Source organism: Ruegeria sp. YTSA075 (assembly GCF_059610245.1).
Window position 1 is genome coordinate 13,137 of the sequence record NZ_JBXWNG010000009.1, and the last position, 26,927, is coordinate 40,063.

At 57.5% G+C, this 26,927-nt stretch carries 24 protein-coding genes; 11 read left to right on the plus strand and 13 right to left on the minus strand.

All coding sequences use genetic code 11. From position 1 onward, the window contains the following. Nucleotides 1-46: 46 nt before the first annotated feature. A complete protein-coding gene (gyrB, locus tag AC2FGE_RS15315; RefSeq protein ID WP_496820098.1) occupies nucleotides 47-2,464 on the minus strand; it encodes a DNA topoisomerase (ATP-hydrolyzing) subunit B in 2,418 nt (805 codons plus the stop codon). A gap of 102 nt (nucleotides 2,465-2,566) precedes the next feature. Next, nucleotides 2,567-3,139: a TetR/AcrR family transcriptional regulator gene (locus AC2FGE_RS15320; RefSeq protein WP_496820099.1), complete on the minus strand. Its 573-nt coding sequence runs from the start codon at nucleotides 3,137-3,139 to the stop codon at nucleotides 2,567-2,569. A gap of 100 nt (nucleotides 3,140-3,239) precedes the next feature. On the opposite strand from AC2FGE_RS15320, the gene AC2FGE_RS15325 reads away from it, so the two are divergent. Next, nucleotides 3,240-3,806, plus strand: coding sequence for a carboxymuconolactone decarboxylase family protein (locus tag AC2FGE_RS15325; protein ID WP_496820100.1), 567 nt, complete (start codon nucleotides 3,240-3,242; stop codon nucleotides 3,804-3,806). Here the strand turns inward: AC2FGE_RS15325 and recF are convergent. The 6 genes from recF to mutM all read right to left on the minus strand — a co-directional run bounded on the left by recF (nucleotide 3,803) and on the right by mutM (nucleotide 10,446). After that, nucleotides 3,803-4,900: a DNA replication/repair protein RecF gene (gene recF, locus AC2FGE_RS15330; RefSeq protein WP_496820101.1), complete on the minus strand. Its 1,098-nt coding sequence runs from the start codon at nucleotides 4,898-4,900 to the stop codon at nucleotides 3,803-3,805. The two genes, AC2FGE_RS15325 and recF, sit on opposite strands and share 4 nt — an antisense overlap. A gap of 59 nt (nucleotides 4,901-4,959) precedes the next feature. After that, entirely contained in the window at nucleotides 4,960-6,081 is a 1,122-nt protein-coding gene (dnaN, locus tag AC2FGE_RS15335) for a DNA polymerase III subunit beta (protein ID WP_496820102.1), read from the minus strand. A gap of 226 nt (nucleotides 6,082-6,307) precedes the next feature. Beyond that, nucleotides 6,308-7,705: a chromosomal replication initiator protein DnaA gene (dnaA, locus tag AC2FGE_RS15340; protein ID WP_496820103.1), complete on the minus strand. Its 1,398-nt coding sequence runs from the start codon at nucleotides 7,703-7,705 to the stop codon at nucleotides 6,308-6,310. A 556-nt stretch (nucleotides 7,706-8,261) separates the two neighbouring features. Beyond that, nucleotides 8,262-8,525, minus strand: coding sequence for a 30S ribosomal protein S20 (gene rpsT, locus AC2FGE_RS15345; RefSeq protein WP_496820104.1), 264 nt, complete (start codon nucleotides 8,523-8,525; stop codon nucleotides 8,262-8,264). Nucleotides 8,526-8,752: 227 nt separating this feature from the next. After that, the gene (acuK, locus tag AC2FGE_RS15350) at nucleotides 8,753-9,529 is read right to left on the minus strand and encodes an acryloyl-CoA hydratase (protein WP_496820105.1); all 777 of its coding nucleotides are present in this window, start codon (nucleotides 9,527-9,529) and stop codon (nucleotides 8,753-8,755) included. Between the two features lie 65 nt (nucleotides 9,530-9,594). Continuing rightward, nucleotides 9,595-10,446 (minus strand): bifunctional DNA-formamidopyrimidine glycosylase/DNA-(apurinic or apyrimidinic site) lyase, encoded by an 852-nt coding sequence (mutM, locus tag AC2FGE_RS15355; protein ID WP_496820106.1) that lies wholly within the window; start codon nucleotides 10,444-10,446, stop codon nucleotides 9,595-9,597. Between the two features lie 86 nt (nucleotides 10,447-10,532). Between mutM and ubiE the strand changes: the two genes are divergently transcribed. Both ubiE and ubiB read left to right on the plus strand, forming a co-directional pair. Next, a complete protein-coding gene (ubiE, locus tag AC2FGE_RS15360; RefSeq protein ID WP_496820107.1) occupies nucleotides 10,533-11,285 on the plus strand; it encodes a bifunctional demethylmenaquinone methyltransferase/2-methoxy-6-polyprenyl-1,4-benzoquinol methylase UbiE in 753 nt (250 codons plus the stop codon). Then, nucleotides 11,286-12,815: a 2-polyprenylphenol 6-hydroxylase gene (ubiB, locus tag AC2FGE_RS15365; protein ID WP_496820108.1), complete on the plus strand. Its 1,530-nt coding sequence runs from the start codon at nucleotides 11,286-11,288 to the stop codon at nucleotides 12,813-12,815. It abuts the gene before it with no gap. A gap of 96 nt (nucleotides 12,816-12,911) precedes the next feature. Here the strand turns inward: ubiB and AC2FGE_RS15370 are convergent, their stop codons facing one another. Continuing rightward, on the minus strand, nucleotides 12,912-14,087 hold the full coding sequence (locus tag AC2FGE_RS15370; RefSeq protein ID WP_496820109.1) for an acetyl-CoA C-acyltransferase family protein: 1,176 nt from the start codon (nucleotides 14,085-14,087) through the stop codon (nucleotides 12,912-12,914). Nucleotides 14,088-14,203: 116 nt separating this feature from the next. Here AC2FGE_RS15370 and AC2FGE_RS15375 point away from each other — a divergent pair, with 116 nt between their 5' ends. From AC2FGE_RS15375 to AC2FGE_RS15410, 8 genes are all read left to right on the plus strand, one after another. Continuing rightward, nucleotides 14,204-14,767 (plus strand): helix-turn-helix domain-containing protein, encoded by a 564-nt coding sequence (locus AC2FGE_RS15375; RefSeq protein WP_496820110.1) that lies wholly within the window; start codon nucleotides 14,204-14,206, stop codon nucleotides 14,765-14,767. Between the two features lie 107 nt (nucleotides 14,768-14,874). Next, entirely contained in the window at nucleotides 14,875-16,059 is a 1,185-nt protein-coding gene (locus tag AC2FGE_RS15380; RefSeq protein ID WP_496820111.1) for a glycine C-acetyltransferase, read from the plus strand. Nucleotides 16,060-16,073: 14 nt separating this feature from the next. Then, complete coding sequence (gene tdh / locus AC2FGE_RS15385) at nucleotides 16,074-17,102, plus strand: L-threonine 3-dehydrogenase (RefSeq protein ID WP_496820237.1); 1,029 nt, start codon at nucleotides 16,074-16,076, stop codon at nucleotides 17,100-17,102. Nucleotides 17,103-17,166: 64 nt separating this feature from the next. Beyond that, nucleotides 17,167-18,054 (plus strand): tryptophan 2,3-dioxygenase, encoded by an 888-nt coding sequence (locus AC2FGE_RS15390; protein WP_496820112.1) that lies wholly within the window; start codon nucleotides 17,167-17,169, stop codon nucleotides 18,052-18,054. 3 nt (nucleotides 18,055-18,057) lie between these two features. Further along, on the plus strand, nucleotides 18,058-18,885 hold the full coding sequence (locus AC2FGE_RS15395) for an alpha/beta hydrolase (protein ID WP_496820113.1): 828 nt from the start codon (nucleotides 18,058-18,060) through the stop codon (nucleotides 18,883-18,885). 267 nt (nucleotides 18,886-19,152) lie between these two features. Next, entirely contained in the window at nucleotides 19,153-19,464 is a 312-nt protein-coding gene (locus tag AC2FGE_RS15400) for a PepSY domain-containing protein (protein ID WP_496820114.1), read from the plus strand. A 197-nt stretch (nucleotides 19,465-19,661) separates the two neighbouring features. Then, nucleotides 19,662-20,033 (plus strand): helix-turn-helix transcriptional regulator, encoded by a 372-nt coding sequence (locus tag AC2FGE_RS15405; RefSeq protein WP_496820115.1) that lies wholly within the window; start codon nucleotides 19,662-19,664, stop codon nucleotides 20,031-20,033. 9 nt (nucleotides 20,034-20,042) lie between these two features. Then, nucleotides 20,043-21,380, plus strand: coding sequence for a ferredoxin reductase family protein (locus AC2FGE_RS15410; protein WP_496820116.1), 1,338 nt, complete (start codon nucleotides 20,043-20,045; stop codon nucleotides 21,378-21,380). A 186-nt stretch (nucleotides 21,381-21,566) separates the two neighbouring features. Here AC2FGE_RS15410 and infB read toward each other — a convergent pair whose 3' ends face one another. The 4 genes from infB to rimP are packed head-to-tail and all read right to left on the minus strand — an operon-like array spanning nucleotide 21,567 to nucleotide 26,905. Beyond that, nucleotides 21,567-24,044 (minus strand): translation initiation factor IF-2, encoded by a 2,478-nt coding sequence (infB, locus tag AC2FGE_RS15415; protein WP_496820117.1) that lies wholly within the window; start codon nucleotides 24,042-24,044, stop codon nucleotides 21,567-21,569. Between the two features lie 8 nt (nucleotides 24,045-24,052). Next, complete coding sequence (locus tag AC2FGE_RS15420) at nucleotides 24,053-24,676, minus strand: RNA-binding protein (RefSeq protein ID WP_496820118.1); 624 nt, start codon at nucleotides 24,674-24,676, stop codon at nucleotides 24,053-24,055. Between the two features lie 22 nt (nucleotides 24,677-24,698). Continuing rightward, nucleotides 24,699-26,315: a transcription termination factor NusA gene (nusA, locus tag AC2FGE_RS15425; protein ID WP_496820119.1), complete on the minus strand. Its 1,617-nt coding sequence runs from the start codon at nucleotides 26,313-26,315 to the stop codon at nucleotides 24,699-24,701. After that, nucleotides 26,315-26,905 (minus strand): ribosome maturation factor RimP, encoded by a 591-nt coding sequence (gene rimP / locus AC2FGE_RS15430; protein WP_496820120.1) that lies wholly within the window; start codon nucleotides 26,903-26,905, stop codon nucleotides 26,315-26,317. The genes nusA and rimP overlap by 1 nt, the downstream gene beginning before the upstream one ends. Between the last annotated feature and the right edge of the window lie 22 nt (nucleotides 26,906-26,927).

The window sequence follows — 26,927 nt, forward strand, 5'->3', positions numbered from 1 at the left end:
AATCAAGGTTGGGGGGGGCAGAAACCGATCCTGCCCACACGACGCCTTAGAAATCCAGATTCTCCACACTCAACGCGTTCTGCTGGATGAATTCACGACGGGGTTCGACCACGTCACCCATCAGCTTGGTGAACAGATCATCCGCGTCGACCATGTCATCCACGCGCACCTGCAACAGCGTCCGGGCGTCAGGGTCCAACGTGGTTTCCCACAACTGATCCGGGTTCATCTCTCCCAGACCCTTATAGCGTTGCAGCGACAAGCCTTTTTCGCCCTCTTCCAGAATCGCACGCAACAGGTCAAGCGGGCCGTGGATTGCCTGACTGCGATCGCGGCGGATCAGAGTAGCAGGGCTGTTATAAATCTCCTGCAGACTTTGCGTGAAGCTGCCGGTTTTACGCGCCTCGCCCGAGCGCAACATCGGGCCATCCAGTGTGCGAACTTCTTCCACACCCCGTAAGATACGGGCCAGGCGAATGCCGTGATCCTGTGTGATGCGACCTTGCCAACCGCGTTCGTATTCCAGTGCGATCAGATCGAGACGGGCGGCGACCTTGTCCGCCACACCTTGCAGGTCGGCATCTACCGCGCCGGGCACAAAGGCCCCAGCCACAGCAGCCTGTTCGAGAATGTGCCGCGGGTAGTGGGTTGGGAAGGCATCCAGAACACGTTTCAACTGGCGCGCTTCGTCGACGACGCGGGTCAGATCATGGCCGACAATTTCCTCGCCCGAACCCAGCTTCAAAACAGCACCCTCGACGCCCTGATTGATCAGATAGTCATCAAGCGCCGCCTGATCCTTCAGGTAAACCTCTGATTTTCCGCGCGAAACTTTATAAAGCGGCGGCTGCGCGATATAGAGGTATCCACCTTCGATCAGTTCCGGCATCTGACGGTAGAAGAAGGTCAACAACAGCGTTCGGATATGCGCGCCATCAACATCCGCATCGGTCATGATGACGATCTTGTGGTAGCGCAGCTTTTCGATATTGAACTCATCGCGGCCGATGCCGGTCCCCAGCGCCATCACGAGGTTACCGATTTCCTGCGAGGACAGCATCCGGTCAAACCGCGCGCGTTCGACGTTCAGGATCTTTCCACGCAAGGGCAGAACGGCCTGGGTCAGGCGATCCCGACCTGTTTGGGCCGAACCGCCGGCTGAGTCCCCTTCGACGAGGAAGACTTCGGTCTTCGACGGGTCTTTCTCGGAACAGTCTTTCAGCTTGCCGGCCAGATAGTTCACATCCATCGCCGTCTTGCGGCGGGTCAGTTCGCGGGCCTTACGAGCGGCTTCACGAGCCAATGCGGCCTCAATGATCTTGCCAACGATCCCTTTGGCCTCGTTAGGATTCTCTTCGAACCATTCGGCCAGCTTTTCATTCATCAGACCTTCGACCGCCGGACGAACTTCGGAACTGACCAGCTTGTCCTTGGTCTGGGACGAGAACTTCGGATCTGGCACCTTGACCGACAGCACACAGGTCAGACCCTCACGCGCATCATCACCGGTAAAGTTGATCTTTTCCCTTTTTGCGATCCCGCTGGATTGCGCATAGTTGTTGATCGTGCGGGTCAGCGCACCTCGGAAACCGGCCACATGGGTGCCGCCATCGCGTTGCGGGATGTTGTTGGTGAAGGGCAGAACCGTTTCGTGATAGCTGTCATTCCACCACATGGCGATTTCGACGCCGATCTCATCGCGTTCGCCTTTGATATAGATCGGCTCGGGCATCGCCGGGGTCTTGGACCGGTCAAGGTATTTAACGAATTCCTTGACGCCACCCTCATAGAACAGCTCCGTTTCCAGCCGTTCGGCAGGGCGTTCATCAATCAGGATGATGCGCACGCCCGAGTTCAGAAAGGCCAGTTCCCGCAAGCGTTTTTCCAGCGTCTCGAACGAGTATTCTAGGTTCGAAAACGTGTTGGTCGAAGCCAAAAAACGCACTTCGGTCCCAGTGCGATCACCACACTCGCCAACAACTTTCAGATGCTCTGCGGTTTCGCCCCCTTCAAATCGCGCCACATGCTCTTTTCCCGCGCGCCAGATGCGTAGTTCCAGCCAGTCGGACAAGGCGTTTACCACTGAAACGCCAACACCATGAAGACCGCCCGACACTTTGTAAGAATTGCTGTCAAACTTACCGCCAGCATGCAGCTGGGTCATAATAACCTCTGCGGCCGAGACACCCTCTTCCGGATGAATGTCCACCGGAATCCCACGCCCATTGTCGCTGACTGACACGCTGGAATCGGCGTGAATTTTTACCGTCACATGGTCCGCATGATCGGCCAGGGCTTCGTCAATTCCGTTATCGACAACCTCATACACCATATGATGCAGGCCAGAGCCATCGTCCGTATCCCCGATATACATACCGGGGCGCTTACGAACGGCCTCTAAACCTTTGAGAACTTTGATGGAATCAGCGCCGTATTCTTGGGGTGCCTGTGCGTCTTCGGACATGCCGTTAGTACCTATATTATTTTGGTAACTTATACGTTTTCTGGTGGGGAATGTCACGCGATACCCCAACATTTTGTGTTGGCCTGCGCCGATTTTGACAACCTACAAGCGGTCGACATCCGCCGCGATATCCGCCGCAATCGCTTGTGCATCCACATCTTTGCGTTCCGCCGACAATCGCAGACCCAGAATATCCGATTGGTATCGCGCGGCCCATCGTTCAGGATCATGCTCTGATCCGATCTCACCGACGGCCTGAGCGCGTCGAAAAAGATCTGCAAAACAGGCCTTCATATCACCCATATGCAGGGCAGCCTGATCCGCAAGTGTATGATCTTTGGACTGAAGCTCGGCATAGGTTTTTGCCAACATACAGGCCTTAGAGGGGTTTTCGACCGCTTCGATCACCAACCTTGGCTGCGCCTTGAGCGCTTCTTTCGGACCCAGCTTATCAGCCAGCGCCTGCAAGCGCGCAACGCCTTCGCGCGCGTAGCTTTCAAGCGCCAAAGCATACAGCGCATCCTTTGACCCGAAAGCGGCGTAGAAGCTGCCCGGCTTCAGTTTCAACTCACGCTCCAGGTCTTTCAACGACGTCCCGGCCCAGCCTTGACGCCAGAACAGATCTCTGGCCTTGGCAATCAGTGCCTCACGGTCATAGGCGGGTTTGCGCGGCATGGGCTTCACCAATTCTTGAACGTTTGCTCAAATATATACTTGAGCGATCACTCAATAAACCCTAAATACAACTCATCGCGCCAGAAACAGGAGTTCCGACATGGCCAGTTTCCCATCCCACGATCTTGAATCCGCACCAGAAGACTCCAAACCACTGCTGGAAAAGTCAAAAGCTGCCTTTGGCCGCCTGCCCGGCCTGCACAAGGTGATGGCTGAAAGCCCGCAGCACCTGGAGGCCTATCAGGTTCTGCACGGCCTCTTCCTGCAAACAGATTTCGACAATGACGAAAAAACCGTGGTCTGGCAGACCATCAACGTAGAAAACGAATGTCACTACTGCGTACCCGCCCACACCGGCATCGCTAAGATGATGAAAATCTCGGACGACCTCACCGAAGCATTGCGCAACGAAACACCGTTGCCTACTGCCAAGCTTGAAGCGCTGCGCACCTTCACGCTGCAAGTGATGAAAAGCCACGGCAACCCGACCGAAGACCAACTGCAGGCCTTCTTTGACGCTGGATATTCACACCGCGCCGTTCTGGACGTGGTTCTGGGGCTGGCTCAGAAAACCATGTCGAACTACGTAAATCACATGGCGAAGACCCCGGTGGATGAAGTGATGCGCAGCTTTCTGTGGGAACGCAAAGTCAGCGAACCAGCCTAAGCGGACACGACCGAGCCCTCAGGGCCATCACTCACGATCAACGTCTGGGCCCGGTCGCCCAGATCCGCAAACAGCTCAGGCCCGGTTCCCGTCATCCAGGCCTGAGCTCCAAGCGCACAAATCTCATCATACAACGCTGCGCGGCGATCCGCATCCAGATGCGCCGCCACTTCATCTAACAACACAATCGGTGGGGCCCCCACCATCCCGGCAAGTGCCCGTGCATTCGACAGGATCAAAGACACCAACAGGGCCTTCTGCTCCCCGGTCGAGCAATCCTTGGCCGGAACGCCCTTGGCGGCAAACACACCATACAGATCCGAGCGATGCGGCCCGACCAGAGTGCGCCCCGCCGCAAGATCGCGAAACCGGCTTTCATTCAACGCCTCTTGCAAATCCTCAGCCGATCCCGGCATCGCACCCTCGGTCTGAACCATTTCTAGCACAGCCGAGGGAAACGCCGTCTCGGCCTGTTCCTGTGCGTTTCGCAGATGATCCAGCGCCGCCAACCGGGCCGCGTAAATGCGGTACCCGGTCTCTGCCATCTGCCCTTCCAGCGCTGCGTACCAATGGGCATCCCGCACCTGCTCTTTCAACAGACGGTTCCGTTCCCGCATCGCCTTTTCATAGGTCAGAGACGCCTCGGCATGGGCGGGTTCAAAACTCAGCGCGATACGGTCCAGAAACCGCCGCCGCCCCTCGGCGCCCTCGATCCACAACCGATCCATTGACGGGGTCAGCCAAACAACACGCGCCAGTTTCCCCAAATCTATCTGGCTGGCTGCCTTGTCATCGATCCGAACCTGCCGCGCTGCACCGTTTTCGGACCAGGTCTCGATCTCAAACCGCTGGCCCTGTGCCTCAAGCAAACCAGACAGTTTCCAGCCCAGCGCCTCGGGCCGCCGCGTCATCTCAGCCGCACTCGCGCGTCGCATTCCGCGACCGGGGGAAAACAAAGATACCGCTTCCAGGATATTAGTCTTACCGGCCCCGTTCGACCCATGGATCGCAACCGGTCGCCCGTCCAAAGACAAACGCGCCAGTTTGTGAGATCGAAAATGTGAGACCGTAAGCTCGGTCAGGGCCAATCCCATGACCCCTCCCTTCTTCTGTTCAAAAATACCTCCGCCGGAGGCATCGCGCGTCAGCGCGATCAGACGCGCATCGGCATGACTACATAAACCGCACTCAGGTCATTGCCTTCGCGCATCAGGGTCGGGTCGCCCGCCGAATTGAACATGAAAACCGCGTTTTCGCGATCGACCTGAGACGCGATCTCTAGCAGATATTTCGCGTTGAACCCGATCTCCAGCCGTTCATCGCCATACGCCACGGCCAGTTCTTCCTCGGCTGCACCGCTGTCGGGCGCATTGACCGACAACACCAGCTTATCACCATCCAACTGGAGCTTAACGGCCCGAGACCGCTCGGACGAGACTGTCGCAACGCGATCCACCGCCTGCGCAAATTCGGCAGCGTCCACTTCCAGCTTCCGTGTATTCCCCTGCGGGATCACACGTGTGTAGTCAGGGAACGTGCCATCAATCACTTTCGAGGTCAGAGTGATATCAGGTGTTGCAAACCGCACCTTGGTTTCGCTGACCGAAACCGCAATATCCATCTCATCATCTTCCAGCAGCTTGCGCAGCTCTCCCACAGTTTTGCGGGGCACAATCACGCCCGGTAAATCTGCCGCGCCATCAGGCAGATCCGCATCAATCCGTGCCAAACGGTGGCCATCGGTGGCCACGCAGCGCAGCACTTTTCCACCCTCAGACCCATCCGCCACATGCATATAGACGCCGTTCAGGTAATACCGGGTCTCCTCGGTCGAGATGGCAAATTTCGATTTATCAAACAGCCGACGCAACAAAGCCGCCGATGCTGTAAAGTTTGACGCGTATTCCGACGAGGCCATCACCGGAAAATCTTCTTTCGGCAAGGTCGCCAGCGAGAAATTCGACCGCCCGGCCTCAACCGTCAAACGACCCGCGGCGCTGTCAGCCGTCAAAGTAACCAGCGCACCATCAGGCAATTTGCGCACAATTTCATGCAGCGTTGTCGCAGCCACCGTCGTCGCCCCGGCCTTCTCTACCTGAGCGGGGGCTTTGTCGACAACCTCGATATCCAGATCGGTGGCACGGAACTGAGCCTGATCCCCTTCGGCCTCGATCAGCACATTGGCCAGTATCGGGATCGTGTTCCGGCGTTCGACAACAGATTGGGCCTGTGAAACGGCCTTGAGAAGGGTGCCGCGTTCTATGCTGATCTTCATACCCTTAATTCCTCTGACTTGCGTGCCGAAATGGGCGGGACTGGCACGTTAGCGGTTCCACCCTGAGGCACAAGGATTTTTTACGGATTTCTGGTTTGGAAAACCCGTTCGGTCAAGGGGCGCGTGCGCTGCCAGGTACAGTTCACGCGCGACCGTGGACAATTCCGCACAAGAAAACGCCCCGGACATGCATCCGGGGCATCGCTGACTGGTTATGCCTTAGACCTCAGGCTTCGAGCGCGCGGCGCAACATTTCCACGTCTTCCGCGATCTGGCCATCGGTGACTTTCAATTCTTCGATCCGCTTGACACCATGCATGACCGTGGTGTGGTCGCGTCCTCCAAACCGGCGCCCTATTTCGGGCAAGGAGCGGCTGGTCAATTGCTTGCACAGATACATCGCCACCTGACGCGGACGCGCGTAAGAGCGCAGACGTTTGGGCCCGATGATGTCCGACAAACGGATGTTGTAATAGTCGGACACTTTGCGTTGAATCTCTTCGACCGTGATTTTGCGTTCCGAGGCGCGCAGCACGTCGGCCAGACAATCCTGCGTCAACTCCATGTCGATCTCACGCCCAACCAGCGAGGCGAAAGCAAACAGACGGGTCAAAGCGCCTTCCAACACGCGCACATTGGTCGAAATGCGATGAGCCAGGAATTCAAGCACCCCATCCGCAATTACCAGATCAGGATAAGTGCTGATATGCTGTTGAACCTTGTTCTGAAGGATGCCCAGACGCAGTTCGTAATCGGTCGGGTGCAGATCGACGACCAATCCACATTGCAGGCGCGATTTTACGCGATCTTCCAGGTCCTTGATCTCACCCGGGGCGCGGTCAGCCGAGATAATGATCTGCTTGTTCTGATCCACCAGCGCATTGAAGGTATGAAAGAATTCTTCCTGAGTGGAATCCTTGCCCGCGATGAACTGCACATCATCAACCATCAGCACGTCGACCGACCGGAACAGATGTTTGAAATCCATCATCCGGCGTTCCCGCAGGGCCTGCACGAAGCGATACATGAACTGTTCCGCCGACAGATAAAGCACATTCAGTTCGGGGTGTTTGGTTTTCAGCTCCCAGGCGATGGCGTGCATCAGGTGGGTCTTACCCAGACCAACGCCCCCATACAGAACGAGTGGGTTGAAAGTGACGGGGCCGCCTTCTGACACACGACGCGCGGCGGCATGAGCCAGTTCGTTCGGCTTGCCCACCACGAAGCTGTCAAAGGTAAAACGCGCATCCAAAGGCGCGGCTTGCATCGAATCCAACGCCTCTTGCGCGGCATCAGAACGGGGTGCCACAGTCGCGTCGACGGTCTCGCTTGCTGCCGCTTCGACCACTGGTTTCGCGACGGCATTCGGACGCGCCGGGGTATTCGCCGCAACGCGGAAATCCAAACGCTGCACGGTTTCCCCCGAAGTGTTCAGCTCATACAAAATGAGATCGGCAAAGTTCTGACTGACATAGTTGCCCATGAAATTGGTCGGCACAGAGAACACCGCGACACCATCTTGCAACTCTTCAAACGTCAGAGGTTCAATCCAGGTCGTGTAGTTGTTCCGGCCAATTACCTTGATCAACTTGTTACGCAGTAGTCCCCATTTCTCTTGTGTCATTCAGCGCCTCACGCATCCCATTCTTTATTGGCCTGTCGGCCTTATTCATACGGAACCGGTTTCCCGGCTTAGGGATTCATCACGCATAGGGGTCATATGCGCCAAACCGAATGGTTCGACGAGATCGTCACCTGAATGCAACAGCGCTCTGGTTAAGACGGCTGACAAAAATCAGCCGCCCGACGAACCGGGTCGCAGGTAGCACACACATTTTCTAGACAGAGCCAGAACCATCGGTTAGTCCGAGATCCGTAGCAAATCGGCAGCCCGGACAAAGCCGGTCATCGACGCCAACCCCACAATCATTCTGATGCCCGTCAGTTTGATCGTGGAAACAGCCTGTCCCCCCAAGCGAGTGAATCGCTGAATCAGTGGTAGCAAGATGGCATGGGGCGCGGCAACGAAACTCTGATATTGACTCGGCTCTTTGGCCGAAAGAATCTCTCGGTTTTGTGAGGACGCGGCATTCCGGCAACAGCAAAAAAGGCGCCGCACTTCGCGACGCCTTCGAAATTGGTTCAGCCTTTCTGACATGACCCAAGGTCATGCAGAAGACTTAGCCCAGTGCTTTGACGCGCGCCGACAGGCGCGACATTTTACGGGCTGCGGTATTCTTGTGGAAGACGCCTTTTGTAACGCCACGCATCAGCTCGGGCTGCGCCGCGCGCAGGGCTGAGGTGGCAGCATCTTTGTCGCCGGATGCGATCGCTTCTTCGACTTTGCGCAGATAGGTACGGATGCGCGAACGGCGCGCTTTGTTTACAGCGAAACGCTTTTCGTTCTGACGGGCGCGCTTCTTTGCCTGGGGCGAGTTAGCCATGTGTTTCTTGACCTTTGTTCGGTACGGTTATCTTGGGTTGCGCGCCACGGACATATCCGCACCGGATCAGAAATCACGAGTGTGAGTCGGGCCAGGCGGGCCGCACGCGCATGTATAGCGGCGCTACCTACCCAAGTTTTCCGGCTTTGCCAAGCCGATTCTTGAACCGCATCTGCCAGACATGAAAAAGGCGGGACCTGCCCGCCAGTCTCTCACCAATTTGCGCTTTATCTGTCGCGGAACTGAGCCGCACGCTTTTCCAGGAAGGCCGCCATGCCTTCTTTCTGATCTTCGGTCGCAAACATCGAATGGAACACGCGACGCTCGAACAACAAACCTTCGCTTAGGGGCAGTTCATAGCTGCGGTTCACCGCCTCTTTGGCAGCGGCCGCCGTCAGCAGCGATTTCTCGGCGATCTTCTGTGCTGCTCCCATGGCTTCTTCAAGCAGCTTCTTGGCCGGAACAACCCGACTGACAAGCCCCGAGCGTTCAGCCTCTTCCGCATCCATGAAACGACCCGTCAGGTTCATGTCCATGGCTTTGGACTTGCCGACAAAGCGCGTCAGGCGTTGCGTACCACCGATGCCTGCAATCACACCCAGATTAATCTCGGGCTGGCCGAACTTGGCCGTATCAGCGGCAATGATGAAATCACACATCATGGCCATTTCGCATCCACCGCCCAGCGCGTAACCCGCCACCGCCGCAATAATCGGCTTGCGAATAGCCGCTACACGTTCGTTGACCGAGGCAAAAAGATCCGCGCTAAGCACATCGACAAAGCTCATCTCGGACATCTCCTTGATGTCCGCACCTGCAGCAAAGGCCTTGTCCGAGCCGGTGATCACAATGCAGCGCACCTTATCGTTCTGGTCTGCTTCTTCCAGCGCGTCGCACAGTTCACTCACCAACTGAGTGTTCAGCGCATTCATTGCGTCTGGTCTGTCCAGCTTGATCAGCCCGACATGGTCTTCGATTTCGACGATGATCGTCTCAAAAGCCATAAGGTTTAGCTTCCGGTTGTTCCGTTCAGGTACGATTCCTTATCACGCGAAAAACTTGGATCAAGTTATCTTTGGCATTGCGCACAATAGAAGGATGAGCGACCGGACTGGGTGATTCTCTTGATCGAAGCGCCGCATCCTTCGGTACGGCACGGTTCATCTTCTCGCCCATAGACGTCAAAGCTGTGCTGAAAATATCCAAGCTCTCCATCAGCTTGGCGGAAATCCCGCAGCGACGAGCCGCCAGCATCAATTGCATCCTGAAGCACCTGCCGGATGATCGGTACCAAGGTTGCAACACGCGGCTTAGAAATCTGCCCGGCTTTGCGACGTGGCGACACTCGACCTCGATAAAGCGCCTCGCAGACGTAAATGTTACCCAAACCAGCAACGATTCCCTGATCCAGAAGCGCCGATTTCACGGGCGTATTCTTGCCTTTGAACGCGTCGATCAGGTGTTGTTCGTGGAAGTCGTTGCCCAAGGGCTCTGGCCCCAGAACAGATAGCAGCTTGTGATCGTCGGCCGTCGCCGTTTGCAACAGGTCCATCGCCCCGAACCGGCGCGGATCATTGAACGTCACGCGGGCTCCGTTGGCCATATGGAATACGACATGGTCATGTTTCTGCGCCATTGGGTGCTCATGCACGAACTGGCCCAACGGATCGCCGGACACGGTCATCCGACCTGACATGCCCAAATGCACCAAAAGGGTCTCACCACTGCTGAGATCGGCCAGAATGTACTTTGACCGCCGCCGCAGCCGTTCAACACGTTGCCCGGTTAGGCGTTCGGCCATCTGCTCGGGAAATGGCCATCGCAGATCAGGGCGGTTCACGTCCGCCTGCGCGATCACCACACCTTCCATCGCCGGAGCAAGGCCGCGCCTTACAGTCTCGACCTCAGGCAACTCGGGCATTACATGGCTCCTATACCAAAGGGCCGCATTGTGCCCGCTTCTCATGGCCCTATAACAGAAGCGAAATTCGACAAACGGCAAGGCAAATGTCTGACATCAACGACAACACCACTCATTTCGGGTTCGAAACCGTGCGCGAGGCGGACAAGGCAGAGCGCGTGCAAGGCGTGTTCAGTTCTGTCGCCTCGAAATACGATGTGATGAATGATGTCATGTCGATGGGCATTCACCGGATCTGGAAAGATGCGATGATGGATTGGCTCGCGCCCCGTCCCGGTCAACGCCTGCTGGATGTGGCCGGGGGCACCGGAGATATTTCCTTCCGCTTCCTCAAGCGCGCCGGTCATGGCCAGGCAACCGTGCTGGATCTGACCGAATCGATGCTGATCGAAGGCCGTCAACGGGCCGAGGCGGATCAGATGTCTGAAAGTCTGGACTGGGTGGTGGGCGATGCAATGTCGCTGCCGTTCGAAGACAACACCTTCGACGTCTACACGATCTCCTTCGGCATCCGGAACGTCACCCGCCCACAAGAGGCGCTGAACGAGGCGTTCCGCGTCCTGAAACCCGGCGGCCGCCTGATGGTGCTGGAGTTCAGCCAGTTGCCGAATGACGGGCTGCAGAAACTCTATGACCTCTACAGCTTCAACGTCATCCCGCGCATGGGCAAGCTGATTGCCAATGACTACGACAGCTATCAGTATCTCGTGGAATCGATCCGCAAGTTTCCCGATCAAGAGACATTCCTGAACATGGTCCGCACCGCCGGGTTCGAAAACGCCAAGTACCGCAACCTAAGCATGGGAATTGCCGCGCTGCATTCCGGCTGGAAAATCTAGATGCGCGGCCCGCACAATATCATTCGCCTGATCCGAACGGGCGCCACGCTGGAACGCACCGGCGCTATGAACGTGGTACTGGATGCGTTTGAGGCCCCTAGATCGTTGCGCTTCGTGGCCCACGCCCTGGGTAAGCCCTTTCAATGGCTGGGCTACAAGGGCGATCCGGATATGCCCCCCGCGACGCGCGCCCTGACCGCACTTGGCCCCGCCTATATCAAGTTCGGGCAGGTGCTCTCGACCCGTCCCGATGTTGTCGGCGATGAACTGGCCGAACAATTGCGCGTCTTGCAGGACAAGCTCCCGCCATTCTCCAAAGCCGAAGCCATGGCTGAGGTGGAAAAGGAACTCGGGCAACCCGTCAGTGACATCTTCAGTGAATTCAGCGCCCCCATCGCCGCTGCCTCGATCGCACAGGTCCACAAGGCTAAACTGGTCACTACAGGCGAAGACGTGGCCGTCAAAGTCCTGCGCCCGGGCATCGAACGTGCCTTCCGCAAGGATGTCGACGCATTCTATTTCGCCGCCCGCATCGTGCAACTCTTTGCCCCCGGCGCACGCCGCCTCCGCCCGATGGAGGTGATCGAACATTTCGACGGCGTCGTGCGTGGCGAACTCGACCTGCGCCTCGAAAGCGCTGCCGCTTCGGAATATGCCGCCAACACCAAGGATGATGCTGGGTTCTGGTTGCCTCCGGTTGTGTGGTCGCTATCGGCCCGCAGGGTCATGACGCTCAGCTGGGCCGACGGGGTCGCGCTGGGTGACAATGACGCGCTGGATGCTGCGGGCCACAATCGCCGCGATCTGGCCGAGCGCGTCCTGCGCCTGTTCCTGCTACACGCGTTACGCGACGGCTACTTCCACGCCGATATGCATCAGGGCAACCTCAAGGTCGCTGCCAACAGCGATATCATCGCTTATGACTACGGCATCATGGGCCATATCGACGAATACACCCGCCGGGTCTATGCCGAGATCCTCTTTGGCTTCATCCGCCGCGACTATAAGCGCGTGGCCGAGGTTCATTTCGAGGCCGGATACGTCCCAGCCGACCGGGATGTCGACGAATTCGCGCGCGCCCTGCGCGCAGTGGGCGAACCCATCTTTGGAATGGACGCCTCACATATTTCCATGGGTCGCCTGCTAAACTACCTGTTCGAGGTGACCGAACGCTTCGGCATGGAAACCCGGACCGAATTGATTCTGCTGCAACGCACCATGGTTGTCGTCGAAGGCGTCGCCCGTTCACTCGATCCGCATATGAATATCTGGGAAGTCGCCCGCCCCGTGGTCGAAGATTACATCAAACGCTCAATCGGCCCACGCGCGGCGCTGCGGGACTTTGGAAAAACCGCTCTGGTTCTGGCCAGGTTCGGCCCGCGTCTGCCCGCGCTGGTAGAAAACGCACTCATCGCACAAACGCAAAAAGAAGAGCCCAATGATTCAGGCCTTCTACGCGGCATCCTCACAACCGTACTCGGCGCCGTTCTCGGAGCTGCGGCGGTTCTTCTGATCATGACGCTCAGCTAGATCCAGCCCACCTGCTTCATCTGGCCATAAATATCCTCGGGGGGAATCGCGCCCATGGCGCGATGGGGGGCAGACAGCCCCCCGCCCGATCTCTGATCAAAGCCGTTCGATGGCAAGGGCGATTCCCTGACCGCCCCCAATGCACATGGTAATCAATCCCTTCGACCCCCTTGTGCGCTCCAGCTCGTATAGTGTCTTCAGAGTGATGATCGCACCCGTCGCACCGACCGGATGTCCCAGCGCGATCGCTCCACCATTCGGGTTCACCTTCGCAGCATCCAAACCAAGTTCCTGATTGACCGCCAAAGCTTGCGAGGCGAAGGCCTCGTTGCTTTCGATCACATCAAAGTCTGCCGCTGACAAGCCTGTCTTCTTCAACAGGTGCTGAACCGCTGGAACCGGGCCAATCCCCATCACCTCGGGCCTGACGCCTGCATGGGCATATCCCAACACCCGCGCCTTGGGCTTCAACCCAGCCTTCTCCGCCGCATCCGCTGTGGCCAGAACCATCGCCGCGGCGCCATCATTGATGCCCGAGGCATTGCCCGCCGTCACGCGCCCCTCTTTCTTGAATACCGGACGCAGACCAGCCAGCGCTTCGGCGGTGGTCGCTTTGGGGTGTTCGTCCACCACAAAGTCAACCATGTCCCGCTTAATCTTGACCTGAACCGGCGCGATCTGGCTTTCGAAATATCCTGCCTCAATCGCAGCCGCCGCGCGGGTCTGGCTGGTTAGGGCAAACGCATCCATCTGTTCACGGCTGATCTGATGCTCATCCGCAACGTTCTCGGCCGTAACACCCATATGGCCAGTTCCGAACGGGCAGTTCAGCGCCCCCAGCATCATATCCAAGGATGATACATCACCCATCTTTGCCCCCCAGCGCGCCTGAGGCACGATATAGGGGCTGCGAGACATGCTCTCAGCACCGCCTGCCACCGCAAAATCCGCGTCACCCAGCATCAGCGCCTGCACCGCCGACACAATGGCCTGCGCACCAGAACCACACAGACGGTTCACATTCATCGCAGGTGTCCCGTTCGGGATCCCGGCCTGCATCGCTGCAACCCGCGAGAGGTACATATCGCGCGGCTCGGTATTGATCACATGACCAAAGACAACGGTCCCGATCTGAGCACCTTCAACACCCGAACGCTCAAGCGCTGCTTCAGTCGCCACGGTTGCCAGCTCAATCGGCGCAGTCGATGCCAATGCACCGCCAAAGGTGCCAATTGCGGTGCGCGCACCGTCGAGAATTACAATATCGGTCATGGGACAATCCTCCTGAATTTGCGCTTACTATGCACCCGCTGAATGACCCTGTCGCGCAAGACGTCCCGTCACGGTCAGAATTGACATCCGCTCTCGCAACACGCATGGATTCCGTCATGACGGAAAACACAGACGATATCCTGACCCGCCTGCCCGCCCGCCTGAAAGAGGCGCGCCGGGCCAAAGGGCTTTCGCTGGAAGCGGTGGCCAATCTCAGCGGCGTCTCGCGGTCCATGGTCAGCCAGATCGAACGCGGCGAAAGCAGCCCCACCATCTCGACCTTGTGGAACCTGACCCGCGCCTTGCAGGTCGATTTCGCGGGCCTTCTGGACGATGCCAACAGCACCGACCAGATCGAAGTTTTGCGTCAGGCCGAAGTGCCCAGCATCGACAATATGGGCGAGAAATGCCGCATCCGCATCCTCTCTCCCCCGGAAGAGGCCGGAGGGCATGAGGTCTACGATATCCAGTTCGAAGCCGGTGGGGCGCTGAACAGCCAACCGCATGCGCGGGGGGCACGGGAACAGCTGACCGTGCTTGAAGGTGCTGTCCGTATTACCTCTGGCGCGGCGGTTTCCGAACTGCACCAAGGCGATACCGCGCGATATGCGGTCGACATTGTGCATTCCATTTCAGCGATTGATGCAGCGCGCGTGTTCCTGATCGTCAAGAACGCCTGATCCGTGAAATCCGTCTTCGCGGATATTTTTCCTGAATATTGTATTTCCCCTATTTGGGAAACGTATCCGTTATGATAGATATGCGACTCAGTTGATCGGAGGTCGCCATGGCAGATGCATTCCTGTCCCACATCACGGACACACTCGCACAGATCGAATCCGAGGGTTTGTATAAACGCGAACGCATGATCACCTCGCCTCAGGGCGGTGAGATTACGGTAGGCGACAAACAGGTGATCAACCTGTGCGCCAATAACTATCTGGGTCTGGCGGATCATCCCGCACTGATCGACGCAGCAACAAATGCGATGGAGCCGAAAGGCTTTGGCATGGCCTCCGTTCGGTTCATCTGTGGCACTCAGGATATCCACCGGGAGTTGGAACAGAAGCTGGCCGAGTTCCTGAACAAGGACGACTCAATCCTGTTCGCTGCCTGTTTTGACGCAAACGGGGGGCTGTTCGAACCGTTGCTGGGCCCCGAGGATGCTATCATCTCGGACAGTCTTAACCACGCTTCGATCATCGACGGCGTGCGCCTGTGCAAGGCCAAGCGCTATCGCTACATGAACAACGACATGAACGATCTCGAGTCGTGGTTGAAACAAGCACGCGAGGACGGCGCGCGACATATCATGATCGCCACTGACGGCGTATTTTCGATGGACGGCTATCTGGCCAACCTGCCGAAAATCCGCGAACTGGCCGACAAATACGACGCCATTGTCATGGTCGACGATTGCCACGCGACTGGCTTCATGGGGCCGAACGGGGCTGGCACGCCAGATCACTTCGGTGTTGAAGTCGACATCCTGACGGGAACCCTGGGCAAGGCACTTGGGGGGGCAATCGGAGGCTACATCGCTGCGCGCCAACCAGTAATCGACCTGCTGCGGCAGCGGGCGCGGCCCTATCTGTTCTCAAACTCGCTGCCGCCCTCCATCGTCGCCGCCGGGTTGGAGGCAATTCGGCTGGTCGAAGAAGGTGACATGCTGCGCGCCCAACTGTTCGGCAACGCCAAGTACTGGCGCGCCGGGCTAGAGAAGCTGGGGTTTGATCTGCTGCCCGGGGAACATCCGATCATCCCCGTCATGCTGGGTGAGGCTCAGCTGGCACAGGACATGGCGGCAAAGCTATTTGAGGAAGGCGTTTATGTCTCGGGCTTCTTCTTCCCGGTTGTCCCGCGCGGGCAAGCGCGGATCAGAACGCAGATGAATGCAGCCCTGACGCGCGAGGAACTGGATCGCGCCTTGGCTGCCTTTGGCAAGGTCGGCAAGGACCTGGGAGTGATCTGATGCGCCCCAACACGATGAAAGCGCTGGAGAAATCCAAACCTGAGGAGGGGCTGTGGATGGTGCAGGCCCCAGTGCCCGAGATCGGCCCGGACGAGGTCTTAATCCGCGTCAACAAGACCGGCATTTGTGGCACGGATATTCACATCTGGAATTGGGATGACTGGGCGTCTCATACCGTGCCGGTTCCGATGATCACAGGCCATGAATTTGCCGGTCAGATTGTCGAGATCGGGCGGAACGTGACCGGGCTTGAGATTGGGCAGCGGTGTTCTGGCGAAGGTCACCTGATCACCACCGACAGCCGCCAAAGCCGTGCAGGCAAGTTCCATCTGGATCCCGGCACCCGTGGGATCGGCGTGAATGAACAAGGTGCCTTTGCAGAATACCTGAAACTGCCCGCCTTCAATGTCGTCCCGCTGCCCGATGAGGTGCCTGATGAAATCGGCGCCATCCTCGACCCGCTCGGCAATGCCGTTCACACCGCACTAAGTTTCGATCTGCTGGGCGAGGATGTTCTGATCACTGGCGCAGGCCCGATCGGGATCATGGCCGCCGCCGTTGCGCGCCATGCGGGTGCCCGAAACGTGGTGATTACTGATATCAACGCCGATCGGCTAAAGCTGGCCAAACATGTGGTGCCAACCGTGCACCCTGTCGATGTATCCGCCGAGGACCTGAATGACGTCATCATCGAGCTCGGTATGCAACAGGGTTTTGACGTTGGTCTGGAAATGTCTGGGTCTCAGGCCGCGCTGGACCAGATGGTCGAAGCCTTGGTGATGGGCGGCAAGATTGCTCTGCTGGGTATCCCCCCTGGCAAATCCCCGGTCGATTGGTCCCGCATCGTATTCAAGGCAATCACCATCAAGGGTGTCTATGGCCGCGAGATGTTTGAGACCTGGTACAAGATGATCGCCATGTTGCAGAATGGTTTGGATGTCAGTCGTGTGATCACCCATCGCTATGGCGTGGACGACTTTGACAAAGGCTTTGCCGCCATGAAGTCTGGCCAATCCGGCAAGGTTGTTCTGGACTGGACTTGAACCACTGGAAAGTTGCAAACGCAGCCTCTACACACGTAGCAAACAGCGCGCGTGGGGAGGCAGCATGAGCGATAAAGCCAATGAAGACCGGTACCTTGAACGCGGGATTGAGGACTCACTGGTCACCAATTTCGCCGAAACCCACCGCAAAAGCTATGGCGACTTTCTGCAACTCAAGACCCTGCTGAACCTGCAACGTACGTTTCAGGACCCGGCCCAGCCGGATGAAATGCTATTCATCATCATCCATCAGGTCAGTGAGCTATGGCTGAAACTGATGCATCACCAACTGGTCGAAGTACGACGCTTCTTGCAGCAGGATGAATTCGGCCCGGCGATGAAGAACATCGACCGGATCAAAGCCATTCAACGGCAGTTGATCACCGCATGGGAAACCCTGCTGACCATGACACCTGCCGATTACATGACATTCCGTCAGGCCCTTGGCAGTTCGTCCGGCTTTCAAAGCTACGGGTACCGCCAGATCGAATTCATTCTGGGCAACAAGGATGCCTCGACCCTGAAGGTTCATGAACATGATCCCGAGGTCATGGAGCAGCTGAACGCGGCCCTGACAAAACCGTCGCTGTATGATGAGGTGTTGCATATGCTTGTGCGCCAGGGCTTCGATGTACCGCAAGACCTGTTGGACCGCGACTATGCACAACCCTATTCAGGGGACGCTCGCGTGGTGAAAATCTGGGCGCAGGTGTACAGCGATACGGGCCGGTATTGGCAGCTGTATGCGCTGGCAGAAAAGCTGATGGATTTGGAATCCCTGTTCCAGCGCTGGCGCTTCGATCATGTCACAGCAGTCGAGCGCGTGATCGGCAATCAACCCGGCACAGGCGGATCCAGCGGCGTCTCCTTCTTGCGCAAGGCCTTGGATCTGCGGTTCTTCCATGATCTCTACGATGTACGTACCGAGTTGATGTACACAGATCAGGAGTAGGTGATGCTGTATCGCGGGTTTTCCAAGTCCGAGCTGGAGAAGGAATATTCCCCCAGTTCCATGGTCGGCGGCGACCTCACGCCTTACCTGAACAGTTATGCCGCCCTGAGTGCACAACACCGCGCGCAAATGACCGTGCAAGAAAACCTTGCATATGGCGAAAGCCCAACTCAGGTTCTGGATTTCTTCCCGGCCAAAGGCGCAGGCGCGCCGCTCCATGTATTCATCCATGGTGGATATTGGCAGGCGCTCAGCCAGCGCGAGTCGGCAATGATGGCCCCGACCTTGATCGAGGCTGAACAGTCTTTTGCAACGCTGAACTACACGCTCGCCCCCGATGCCCGCATCAGGGATATGGTCGAAGAATGCAGCAACGCGTTGTTATGGCTGGCCTCGCAGGCTGAAACGCTTGGATTTGATCCCTCGCGGATCACGCTATCAGGGCACAGCGCAGGCGCGCATCTGGCCAGTATGGTCATGGCACGTTCAGCCAACGATCTGGCACGCGCCGGGTTGCGGGTGCGTGATGTGATCCTGATCAGCGGGGTCTATGATCTGGAACCGATCAGCCTGACCCCGGTGAACGACCCGCTGCAACTGACCCCGGTCGAGGTAAATGACCTGTCGCCCATCCGCAACCTGCCTCGTCCCGGTCCGCGCTACCACGTGACCGTCGCCGAAAGGGACACGCCCGAGTTCATCCGCCAAAGCCGGGACTATGCGGAACTGCTGCGCAAAGCCGGGCATGCCGTCAGTTTCGACCTGCAAAAGGGGATGCACCATTTTGATATCATCATGCATTCGAGGACGTTTTTGGCGGTGTCACAGTAGGCAGAGTATTGGACTTCGGCGAGATTTTCGCCGCATCGCAAACCGATACAACCATAACAAACCACACTTTTGTGCAGAGCTTCGAATGTCAGCTTGGAGCCCAAACTCACCGATGCAGCGGACCGCACGAATGGCCGATTTCATTCGTAAACATTCGGCCTAGGCCGCTCAAAACCTCCCGAAAGTCCAATTTTTCCCGGTGACTATTCCGCCGATGTAGAAGCAACCGCACAACGCGGTGACATCAGTCAATGAAAGGAAAACAACATGGCCAACCTTGGCAAAACGGCTCTTCTTGCATCGCTTCTTATCCCCGGCGCTGCGCTTGCGCAGGTCAACATTGGTGATCAACTCGGGTCTTCGGAGACTGCTATCCAAGCTGCATTGGAAGCACAGGGATATACCATCACCGAGATCGAAACGGAGGATGGAGAAATCGAAGTCGAAGCCACGATCGGCGGTCAATCCTTCGAGTTCGAGGTCTCGCCGGAAACCAGCTTGGTGCTCAACGCCTACCAGGATGATGACGAGGACGGTGAAGACGCAAACGAGGATGACGACGAAGGAGAAAATAATTAAACATTTTCGTGTGTGCCCTCCAAAAGGGGCGCACCTTTGCCAAGGATGAAGGTTTGAATATGTCTCGTGTTGCGGTTCTTTGGTCCCTTTTTGCGCTTCAAGCCATCTGTTGTGCGTATTTCCTGATGGACATCGTGTGGGATCTGCTTTGGCCTTCCTCATTCAACCGCTTCGCGGAAAGCGACGTTCTCGAGGCGTTGGTGACGATCGCCTTGTTTTTTGGGTTGGCGTTTACCGGCAATGAACTCCGTCAATTGCTGACGCGGCATGACCAACTGGAAAATCAGATCAAGATCGCTTCTGGCGCATTCACGGAGGTCATGGAATCGCGCTTCAAGGACTGGTCGCTGACCAATGCTGAAAGTGAGATTGCAATTCTGGCAATCAAAGGGTTTTCCATCGCGGAAATGGCCAAGATTCGTGACACCAAGCAGGGAACGGTGAAGGCGCAATGCGCCTCTGTCTACAAGAAGGCAGATGTCGCAGGACGTTTGCAGCTCATAAGCGTTTTTCTAGATGATCTCATGGCAGATAGCTTGGTTGCTTCGACGCAGAAAGCGGCAATTTAGGACATTATCATGAACCCTATTGGACTTTTGATCATTGCGGCGACAGCGCTCTTTCCCGCATTTCAACTCTTTTCGCTGCCGAATGTGACTGACAAGGTTGCCCTCTTTTCACAGTTTCTTGGTCTTGCAGCGTTGACCCTGATGGCTTGGGGGCAAATCCTATCTACTCGGTTGCGAGGGATTGAAACCTTCTTTGGTGGGTTGGACCGCGTTTACGTCTTGCACAAATGGGCAGGCATCCTCGTCATGATAGCGCTTTTGCTGCACGATACGATTGATGCGGACATGAGCGGCCTGGGCCGCGAAACTGCACTTAACGAATTGGCGGAAACCTTAGGCGAGATCAGCCTTTATGGCTTGTTGATCCTCGTGGTCGTGTCGGTTGCGACGTTCATTCCATATCACCTCTGGAAATGGACCCACAAAGCCATGGGAGCGATGTTCGCCGCAGGGACATTCCATTTCTTTTTCATCATGAAGCCCTTTGCCATGAGCGACCCGTCAGGGCTCTATACCGGGTTTTTCTGTTTGGTGGGGCTTGCGGCATACATCTGGATGCTTCTGCCAGAAACGATGCGCCCGAGCTACGGCTACAAGATCGTAGACATTGAAGCCACGGGTGACGCCATGGCCATCACATTGTCACCTGAAGGGAAACCAATGCGCCCCAAACCGGGGCAGTTCGGTGTGTTGCGGTTCACTGGCGCGGGCAAGGCGGAGCCTCATCCATTCAGCTTTTCGAAGATTGATGAAAACGGCTCGCTGCGGGTAACGATCAAGGCACTCGGCGATTTCACAGCTAGCCTCAAGAACGCGGTTCAGATTGGTCAGGATGTACGGGTCCAGGGACCTTTTGGCAGGTTTCGACATACTGGAAAAACGCAAGAGATCTGGGTTGCCGGGGGCATCGGCATTACCCCGTTTCTGGCTTGGGCACATGCTCTTGAAGAAAGCGCCGAGCACGTTGATCTCTTTTACTGCGTAAAATCCAGGGACCAAGCACCACATCTTTCGGAGCTGAAGGCCCTTGCGGGTGCGAAATCTAACCTTGACCTGCACTTGGTCACCTCGAACGAGGGAAAGAGACTTTCAGCAGAGATGATTTCCCAAGGTGTTCACGGCAATCTGTCAAAGATGCGTGTCTCATTCTGCGGTCCCGTTTCGCTGCGTGATACACTCAGGAAAGGCTTGGCGCAGTGTGGCGTAAATGCTCGAAATTTTCACTACGAAGAGTTTGAGTTCCGGACGGGCGTTGGGTTGAAAGCGCTTGCAGCTTGGATCCTGAAGCGAAGGGAGATCTCAGCACCGAAAGCCTCGCCGCAAGCTGAAGCGGCTATTGAGCCTTAAGATACTGACAGCCGCTCCGTCCGCACACCTGCCATTGGATCAGATCAACTTGGCAGCAGGTCCGAGGTTGCATGGTGATTGATACCATCCGGAAGCAGAACGCCTCAAACAATGCACCGTAAGTTCGCCGCGCAAAAAAACAGCGGCCCGATTGGACCGCTGCTTCAAATTTCTTCGTGAACCGAGTTAGTCCAGCGTTCGAGTGACTTCTTCGCGCTCGAAAATCTCGATCACGTCGCCGGGGCGTATATCATCGTAGTTCTCAAATGCCATACCGCATTCCTGACCCGACTGAACCTCGGTCACTTCGTCCTTGAAGCGTTTCAGCGTCTTCAGCGTGCCTTCGTGGATCACCACATTGTCGCGCAGCAGGCGCACGCCTGCGGACCGGCGGGCAACGCCTTCGGTGACCAGACAGCCGGCAACCTTGCCAACGCCAGTGACTTTGAAGACTTCGCGAATTTCGGCATAACCGATGAACTTCTCGCGGATCTCGGCGCTCAGCAGGCCGGATGCGGCAGCTTTCACGTCATCCACGAGGTCATAGATCACCGAATAATACCGGATTTCCACACCCTTCTGGTTCGCTGTGTTCCGCGCCGACGCATTGGCACGCACGTTGAAGCCAAGGATCGGCGCACCGGAAGCCTCGGCCAGGCCGACATCCGTTTCGGTAATTGCACCTACGCCCGAGTGCAGAACGCGCACGCGCACTTCGTCGTTGCCGATCTTCTCCATCGCCTGAACGATGGCCTCAGCCGAGCCTTGAACGTCTGCTTTCATCAGAATTGGTAGTTCGTCGACGTTCTCGTCTTCCTTGGCCTTCTGCATCAGCTGCTCAAGGGTCGTCGCGGCACCGGCGGCGGCGCGTTTGTCCTTGGCGGCCTGCTCGCGATAGGCGGCAATCTCGCGCGCTTGCGCTTCGGTCTCGGTCACGTTCAGAACGTCGCCCGCTTCGGGCGTACCGTTGAGACCCAGAACCTCGACCGGAACCGAGGGGCCAGCCTCTTTGACGCGCTCACCCTTGTCGTTGATCAGCGCACGAACCTTACCGTATTGCTCACCCACGACGAAGATATCGCCCTGACGCAGTGTGCCGTTCTGAACCAGAACAGTGGCGACGGGGCCGCGGCCCACATCCAGCTGTGCTTCGATCACGGCACCGTGGGCGGCGCGGTTGGGGTTGGCTTTCAATTCCAGAATCTCGGCCTGCAGCGCAATGGCCTCCAGCAATTCGTCCAGACCCTGGCCGGTGATCGCGGACACTTCGACGTCCTGAACTTCACCCGACATCTTCTCGACAATGACTTCGTGCTGCAACAGATCGGTGCGCACCTTGTCCGGGTTTGCATCTGGCTTGTCGACCTTGTTGATCGCCACGATCATCGGCACTTCGGCCGCTTTGGCGTGGTTGATCGCCTCGATCGTCTGCGGCATCACCGCATCATCGGCGGCAACAACCAGAACCACGATATCCGTGACCTGAGCCCCGCGCGAACGCATCGAAGTAAAGGCCGCGTGGCCCGGTGTATCCAGGAAACTCAGCGTCGTTCCGCCATCGGTTTTCACCTGATAAGCGCCAATGTGCTGGGTGATGCCCCCGGCCTCACCAGCCACAACGCGTGCGTCGCGGATAGCGTCCAGCAACGAGGTTTTCCCGTGGTCAACGTGACCCATGATGGTAATGACCGGCGGGCGCGACTGCAGATCGTCTTCGCTGTCTTCAACCTCTTTGATGACGTCTTCGACATCCGAATCGGAGACGCGAGTCACCTTATGCCCAAACTCTTCGATGATCAGTTCCGCAGTATCTGCGTCGATGGTCTGGTTCTGTGTAACCATCATGCCCATCTGCATCAGCGACTTGACCACATCGGCCACACGCTCGGCCATACGGTTGGCCAGTTCCGAAACCATGATCGCCTCAGGGAGCTGAACATCACGAATGACCTTTTCCCGCTCGACCGTGCCGCCCATGGCTTTCTGACGCGCGCGCTCCTGCTTGCGCTTCATGGCTGCCATCGAACGCTGGCGGTTGCCTTCGCCGCCGGTCGCCTGACCCAGTGTCAGCTTGCCCGAGCGGCGGTTGTCATCACGTCCCTTGCCGCGGTTGCCGCGCTGCTCACGCTCGCGATCCTGCTTGCGTGGTGTCGCTGCTGGCGCAGGTTTGCTAGCCGGGCTGCGCGCGGCTTTTGGTTCTTCAGGAGCCGGAGCCGCAGCCGCGCGCTTGGCGGCTTCTTCAGCCTCTTTGCGCTGACGTTCTTCTTCTTCGGCCTTGGCGCGAGCGCGTTCTTCAGCTTCGCGCTGCTCGCGCTCCTTGGCCTCTTGCTCTGCACGACGGCGGGCACGTTCTTCTTCACGCGCTTTTTCCTGCGCTTCACGCTGTGCCGCTTCTTCGGATTCGCGGGCCTTGGCGGCCTGCAATGCCTTCATACGGCGTGCCATTTCCGCATCGGAAATGCCTGCAGGACGACGCGACGGATCACCCGACGGCGCAGCACCGCCACCCGGCTTGCTGGCACCCGGCTTGGGAACCACCACGCGCTTGCGCTTGGTTTCCACCACGACATTCTTGGTGCGTCCGTGGCTGAAACTCTGTTTCACATTTCCGGGGCGCGCCCCGCCACGAAGACCCAATGTCTTTTTGCCGTCATTATCGCTCATAAAGCTTCTTACCCTTCCGCGCGGCCCCTGCCGCCGTCATCCGTTTCGCGCAAGCCACGCAGGCGCTGCGCTTCCTCTACAACACGTTTGGCGAGTCCGCCAGAGGCCAAGGCCGCATGAATCACCGTTTGGCGCCCAAATGCCTGTCCTAATTCGTCTGCCGTCAGCCAACCGATGTATTTTCCAAAGTGCGGCGTGCTGAGTTTCGACTTGCCACGCCCCGATCCATCTGCGGCCTGAAGCAGCACTTGCGCCTCTTCACGGTCCAGCCAGGTCTTGACCTTTTCATAACCCGCGACCGCATCACCAGACTTGCGCGCCAGACTCAACAGCTCGATCACCCGGCGTGCAACCTGCTTTTCCACCTCGTCGATCAGGTCTTTGGGTGCGCTTACCTGCGCCTTGAACCCGCGCGAGAACAGCTTTTTGCCAACGGCCTTGTCCAATGCGGTGCGATCTGCCGCCACATAAACCCCGCGCCCCGGCAGTTTCGCCGCGACATCCGGATAGACCTGCCCATCTGGTCCGGCGACAAAGCGGATCAGCCCATATTTGGGCTGTACCTCGCCCGTGGCGATGCATTTCCGCTCTGGCCCGTCGGCCCGATCCTTATGGACGCCACTGCGACCCATGTGCGCACCCGAGGCCCTGAAATCAGGCCTCGGCCTCCTCTTCTGCAACGTCGCTGTCTTCGTCTTCAGCCTGCTCCAGCTCGGCCGGATCAACCCAACCCAGCATGATGCGCGCTGTCATCACCAAATCCTGCGCTTCTTCCAGCGTGACGCCGAAGGGTTCCAGAACACCGTCATCCTTGATGCGTTCGCCATCGACCGTGGTCCAGCCACCGGCCAGTTCCCAGTCAGCACAGGTTGCGAAGTCTTCCAGCGTCTTCACATCATCCTTGGCCAGCGCCTCTACCATCTGGGGTGTCAGGCCTTCGAATTCAATAAGGCTGTCCTCGACGCCCAGCGCACGAGCCGCATCCAGCGCCGCCTTGGCCTGTGCCTCCAGGAATTCCCGCGCACGCGTCTGCAATTCCTGTGCGGTGCCTTCGTCCACACCGTCGATGACCAAGAGTTCTTCGATCTCGACATAGGCCACCTCTTCGAGGTTGGTGAACCCTTCCGACACCAGCAGCTGGGCGAAGAATTCGTCCAGATCCAGCGTTTCCATGAACAGCTGAGTGCGAGCTTCGAATTCCTTCTGACGACGCGCCGATTCTTCGGCCTCGGTCATGATATCGATGTCCAGGTTGGTCAGCTGGCTGGCCAGACGCACGTTCTGACCACGGCGACCGATGGCGAGGCTCAGTTGCTCCTCGGGGACCACAACTTCGATCTTGCCAGCTTCTTCGTCCAGAACAACCTTGGAGACCTCGGCAGGCTGCAGAGCATTCACCAGGAAAGTCGGCTGATCTTCGTTCCACGGGATGATGTCAATTTTTTCACCCTGCAGCTCGTTCACAACGGCTTGCACGCGGCTACCGCGCATACCAACGCAGGCACCGACGGGGTCGATGGAACCGTCATAGGAAATCACGGCAATCTTGGCGCGTGAACCAGGGTCACGGGCCACGGCCTTGACCTCGATGATACCATCATAGATTTCCGGCACTTCCATTTTGAACAGCTCGGCCATGAATTCCGGCGCAGTGCGCGACAGGAAGATCTGGTGGCCACGTACTTCGCGACGAACCTCTTTGATATACGCACGCACACGGTCATTCGGGCGATAGCTTTCGCGACCGATCTTGTCATTGCGGCGCAGAACAGCCTCGGCACCGCCCAGATCGACGATGACGTTGCCGAATTCTTCGCGCTTGACCGCACCATTGATAATGGTGCCTGCGCGATCCTTGAATTCTTCGTACTGACGATCCCGCTCGGCTTCGCGAACCTTTTGCAGGATTACCTGCTTGGCGGACTGAGCCGCAATTCGGCCCATTTCAACCGGAGGCACTTCTTCGACGAAGACATCACCGACCTCGGGGTTTTCCATGTATTGTTTGGCTTGCTCGACGGTAAACTCTGCCTGATAGTTCTCAAGCTCTTCATCCTCGACCACGGTGCGGACGCGAGTAAAGGTCGCCTTGCCGGTCTTGCGGTCGATGCTGACGCGGATGTCCATCTCGGCGCCGTAACGGCTCTTGGCGGCACGCGCGAGCGATTCTTCCATCGCTTCGACAACCAGACCGGGGTCGATCATCTTTTCGCGGGCCACGGCCTCGGCGGTCTGCAGCAGCTCCAGCTGGTTGGCTGAGGTGATTGCCATCAGTTCGTCTCCTCTTCGGACCCTTCGGTCTCAATCTCGTCGAAAGCGTTTTCGTTCAGGGCACCGGCGTCTTTGCGCTGGCGCAGCATTTCCTTGATCAAATCATCGGTCAGCACAAGCTTGGCGTCGCTCAGCCAGTCGAATTGCAGACCGATGGTGATGGTTTCAGGCCCTTCGGGGATGTTGATCAGAACCTCATCCCCTTCGATCCCAGCCAGTTCACCCTTGAATCGGCGGCGACCGTCAATCAGTTCGGTAGTTTCGATCTTGGCCTCGTATCCCTCGAAAGTCTCAAAATCCTTGAGACGGGTCAGGGGCCGATCGATCCCGGGGCTGGACACTTCCAGCGTATAAGCGTCCAAAATCGGGTCCTCGACATCCAGTGTGGCGCTGACCGCGTTCGAAATCTCGGCGCAGTCATCCACTTCGATACCGCCATCGGGCTTATCGGCCATGATCTGCATCGTGGTGGTCTTGCCGCTCATCAAACGGACGCGGACAAGTTCATACCCCAGATCCTCGATCACGGGGGTGATGATCTCGGCCAGTCGCCGGTCGATGGCCGCTTTGGCTATAAGGTCGTTTGTCATCAGGTTCTCTACCCTTCAATCG

What these genes read in the sequence shown, in the direction of transcription:
- AC2FGE_RS15390 (WP_496820112.1), top strand. Translation starts at nt 17,167, where the DNA reads ATGAGCGATAAAGCCAATGAAGACCGGTACCTTGAACGCGGGATTGAG.
- AC2FGE_RS15380 (WP_496820111.1), top strand. Translation starts at nt 14,875, where the DNA reads ATGGCAGATGCATTCCTGTCCCACATCACGGACACACTCGCACAGATC.
- rimP (WP_496820120.1), bottom strand. Translation starts at nt 26,905, where the DNA reads ATGACAAACGACCTTATAGCCAAAGCGGCCATCGACCGGCGACTGGCC.
- gyrB (WP_496820098.1), bottom strand. Translation starts at nt 2,464, where the DNA reads ATGTCCGAAGACGCACAGGCACCCCAAGAATACGGCGCTGATTCCATC.
- rpsT (WP_496820104.1), bottom strand. Translation starts at nt 8,525, where the DNA reads ATGGCTAACTCGCCCCAGGCAAAGAAGCGCGCCCGTCAGAACGAAAAG.
- dnaN (WP_496820102.1), bottom strand. Translation starts at nt 6,081, where the DNA reads ATGAAGATCAGCATAGAACGCGGCACCCTTCTCAAGGCCGTTTCACAG.
- mutM (WP_496820106.1), bottom strand. Translation starts at nt 10,446, where the DNA reads ATGCCCGAGTTGCCTGAGGTCGAGACTGTAAGGCGCGGCCTTGCTCCG.
- acuK (WP_496820105.1), bottom strand. Translation starts at nt 9,529, where the DNA reads ATGGCTTTTGAGACGATCATCGTCGAAATCGAAGACCATGTCGGGCTG.
- AC2FGE_RS15420 (WP_496820118.1), bottom strand. Translation starts at nt 24,676, where the DNA reads ATGGGTCGCAGTGGCGTCCATAAGGATCGGGCCGACGGGCCAGAGCGG.
- recF (WP_496820101.1), bottom strand. Translation starts at nt 4,900, where the DNA reads ATGGGATTGGCCCTGACCGAGCTTACGGTCTCACATTTTCGATCTCAC.
- AC2FGE_RS15395 (WP_496820113.1), top strand. Translation starts at nt 18,058, where the DNA reads ATGCTGTATCGCGGGTTTTCCAAGTCCGAGCTGGAGAAGGAATATTCC.
- AC2FGE_RS15320 (WP_496820099.1), bottom strand. Translation starts at nt 3,139, where the DNA reads ATGCCGCGCAAACCCGCCTATGACCGTGAGGCACTGATTGCCAAGGCC.
- ubiB (WP_496820108.1), top strand. Translation starts at nt 11,286, where the DNA reads ATGCGCGGCCCGCACAATATCATTCGCCTGATCCGAACGGGCGCCACG.
- dnaA (WP_496820103.1), bottom strand. Translation starts at nt 7,705, where the DNA reads ATGACACAAGAGAAATGGGGACTACTGCGTAACAAGTTGATCAAGGTA.
- AC2FGE_RS15400 (WP_496820114.1), top strand. Translation starts at nt 19,153, where the DNA reads ATGGCCAACCTTGGCAAAACGGCTCTTCTTGCATCGCTTCTTATCCCC.
- AC2FGE_RS15325 (WP_496820100.1), top strand. Translation starts at nt 3,240, where the DNA reads ATGGCCAGTTTCCCATCCCACGATCTTGAATCCGCACCAGAAGACTCC.
- AC2FGE_RS15410 (WP_496820116.1), top strand. Translation starts at nt 20,043, where the DNA reads ATGAACCCTATTGGACTTTTGATCATTGCGGCGACAGCGCTCTTTCCC.
- tdh (WP_496820237.1), top strand. Translation starts at nt 16,074, where the DNA reads ATGAAAGCGCTGGAGAAATCCAAACCTGAGGAGGGGCTGTGGATGGTG.
- AC2FGE_RS15375 (WP_496820110.1), top strand. Translation starts at nt 14,204, where the DNA reads ATGACGGAAAACACAGACGATATCCTGACCCGCCTGCCCGCCCGCCTG.
- AC2FGE_RS15370 (WP_496820109.1), bottom strand. Translation starts at nt 14,087, where the DNA reads ATGACCGATATTGTAATTCTCGACGGTGCGCGCACCGCAATTGGCACC.
- nusA (WP_496820119.1), bottom strand. Translation starts at nt 26,315, where the DNA reads ATGGCAATCACCTCAGCCAACCAGCTGGAGCTGCTGCAGACCGCCGAG.
- ubiE (WP_496820107.1), top strand. Translation starts at nt 10,533, where the DNA reads ATGTCTGACATCAACGACAACACCACTCATTTCGGGTTCGAAACCGTG.
- infB (WP_496820117.1), bottom strand. Translation starts at nt 24,044, where the DNA reads ATGAGCGATAATGACGGCAAAAAGACATTGGGTCTTCGTGGCGGGGCG.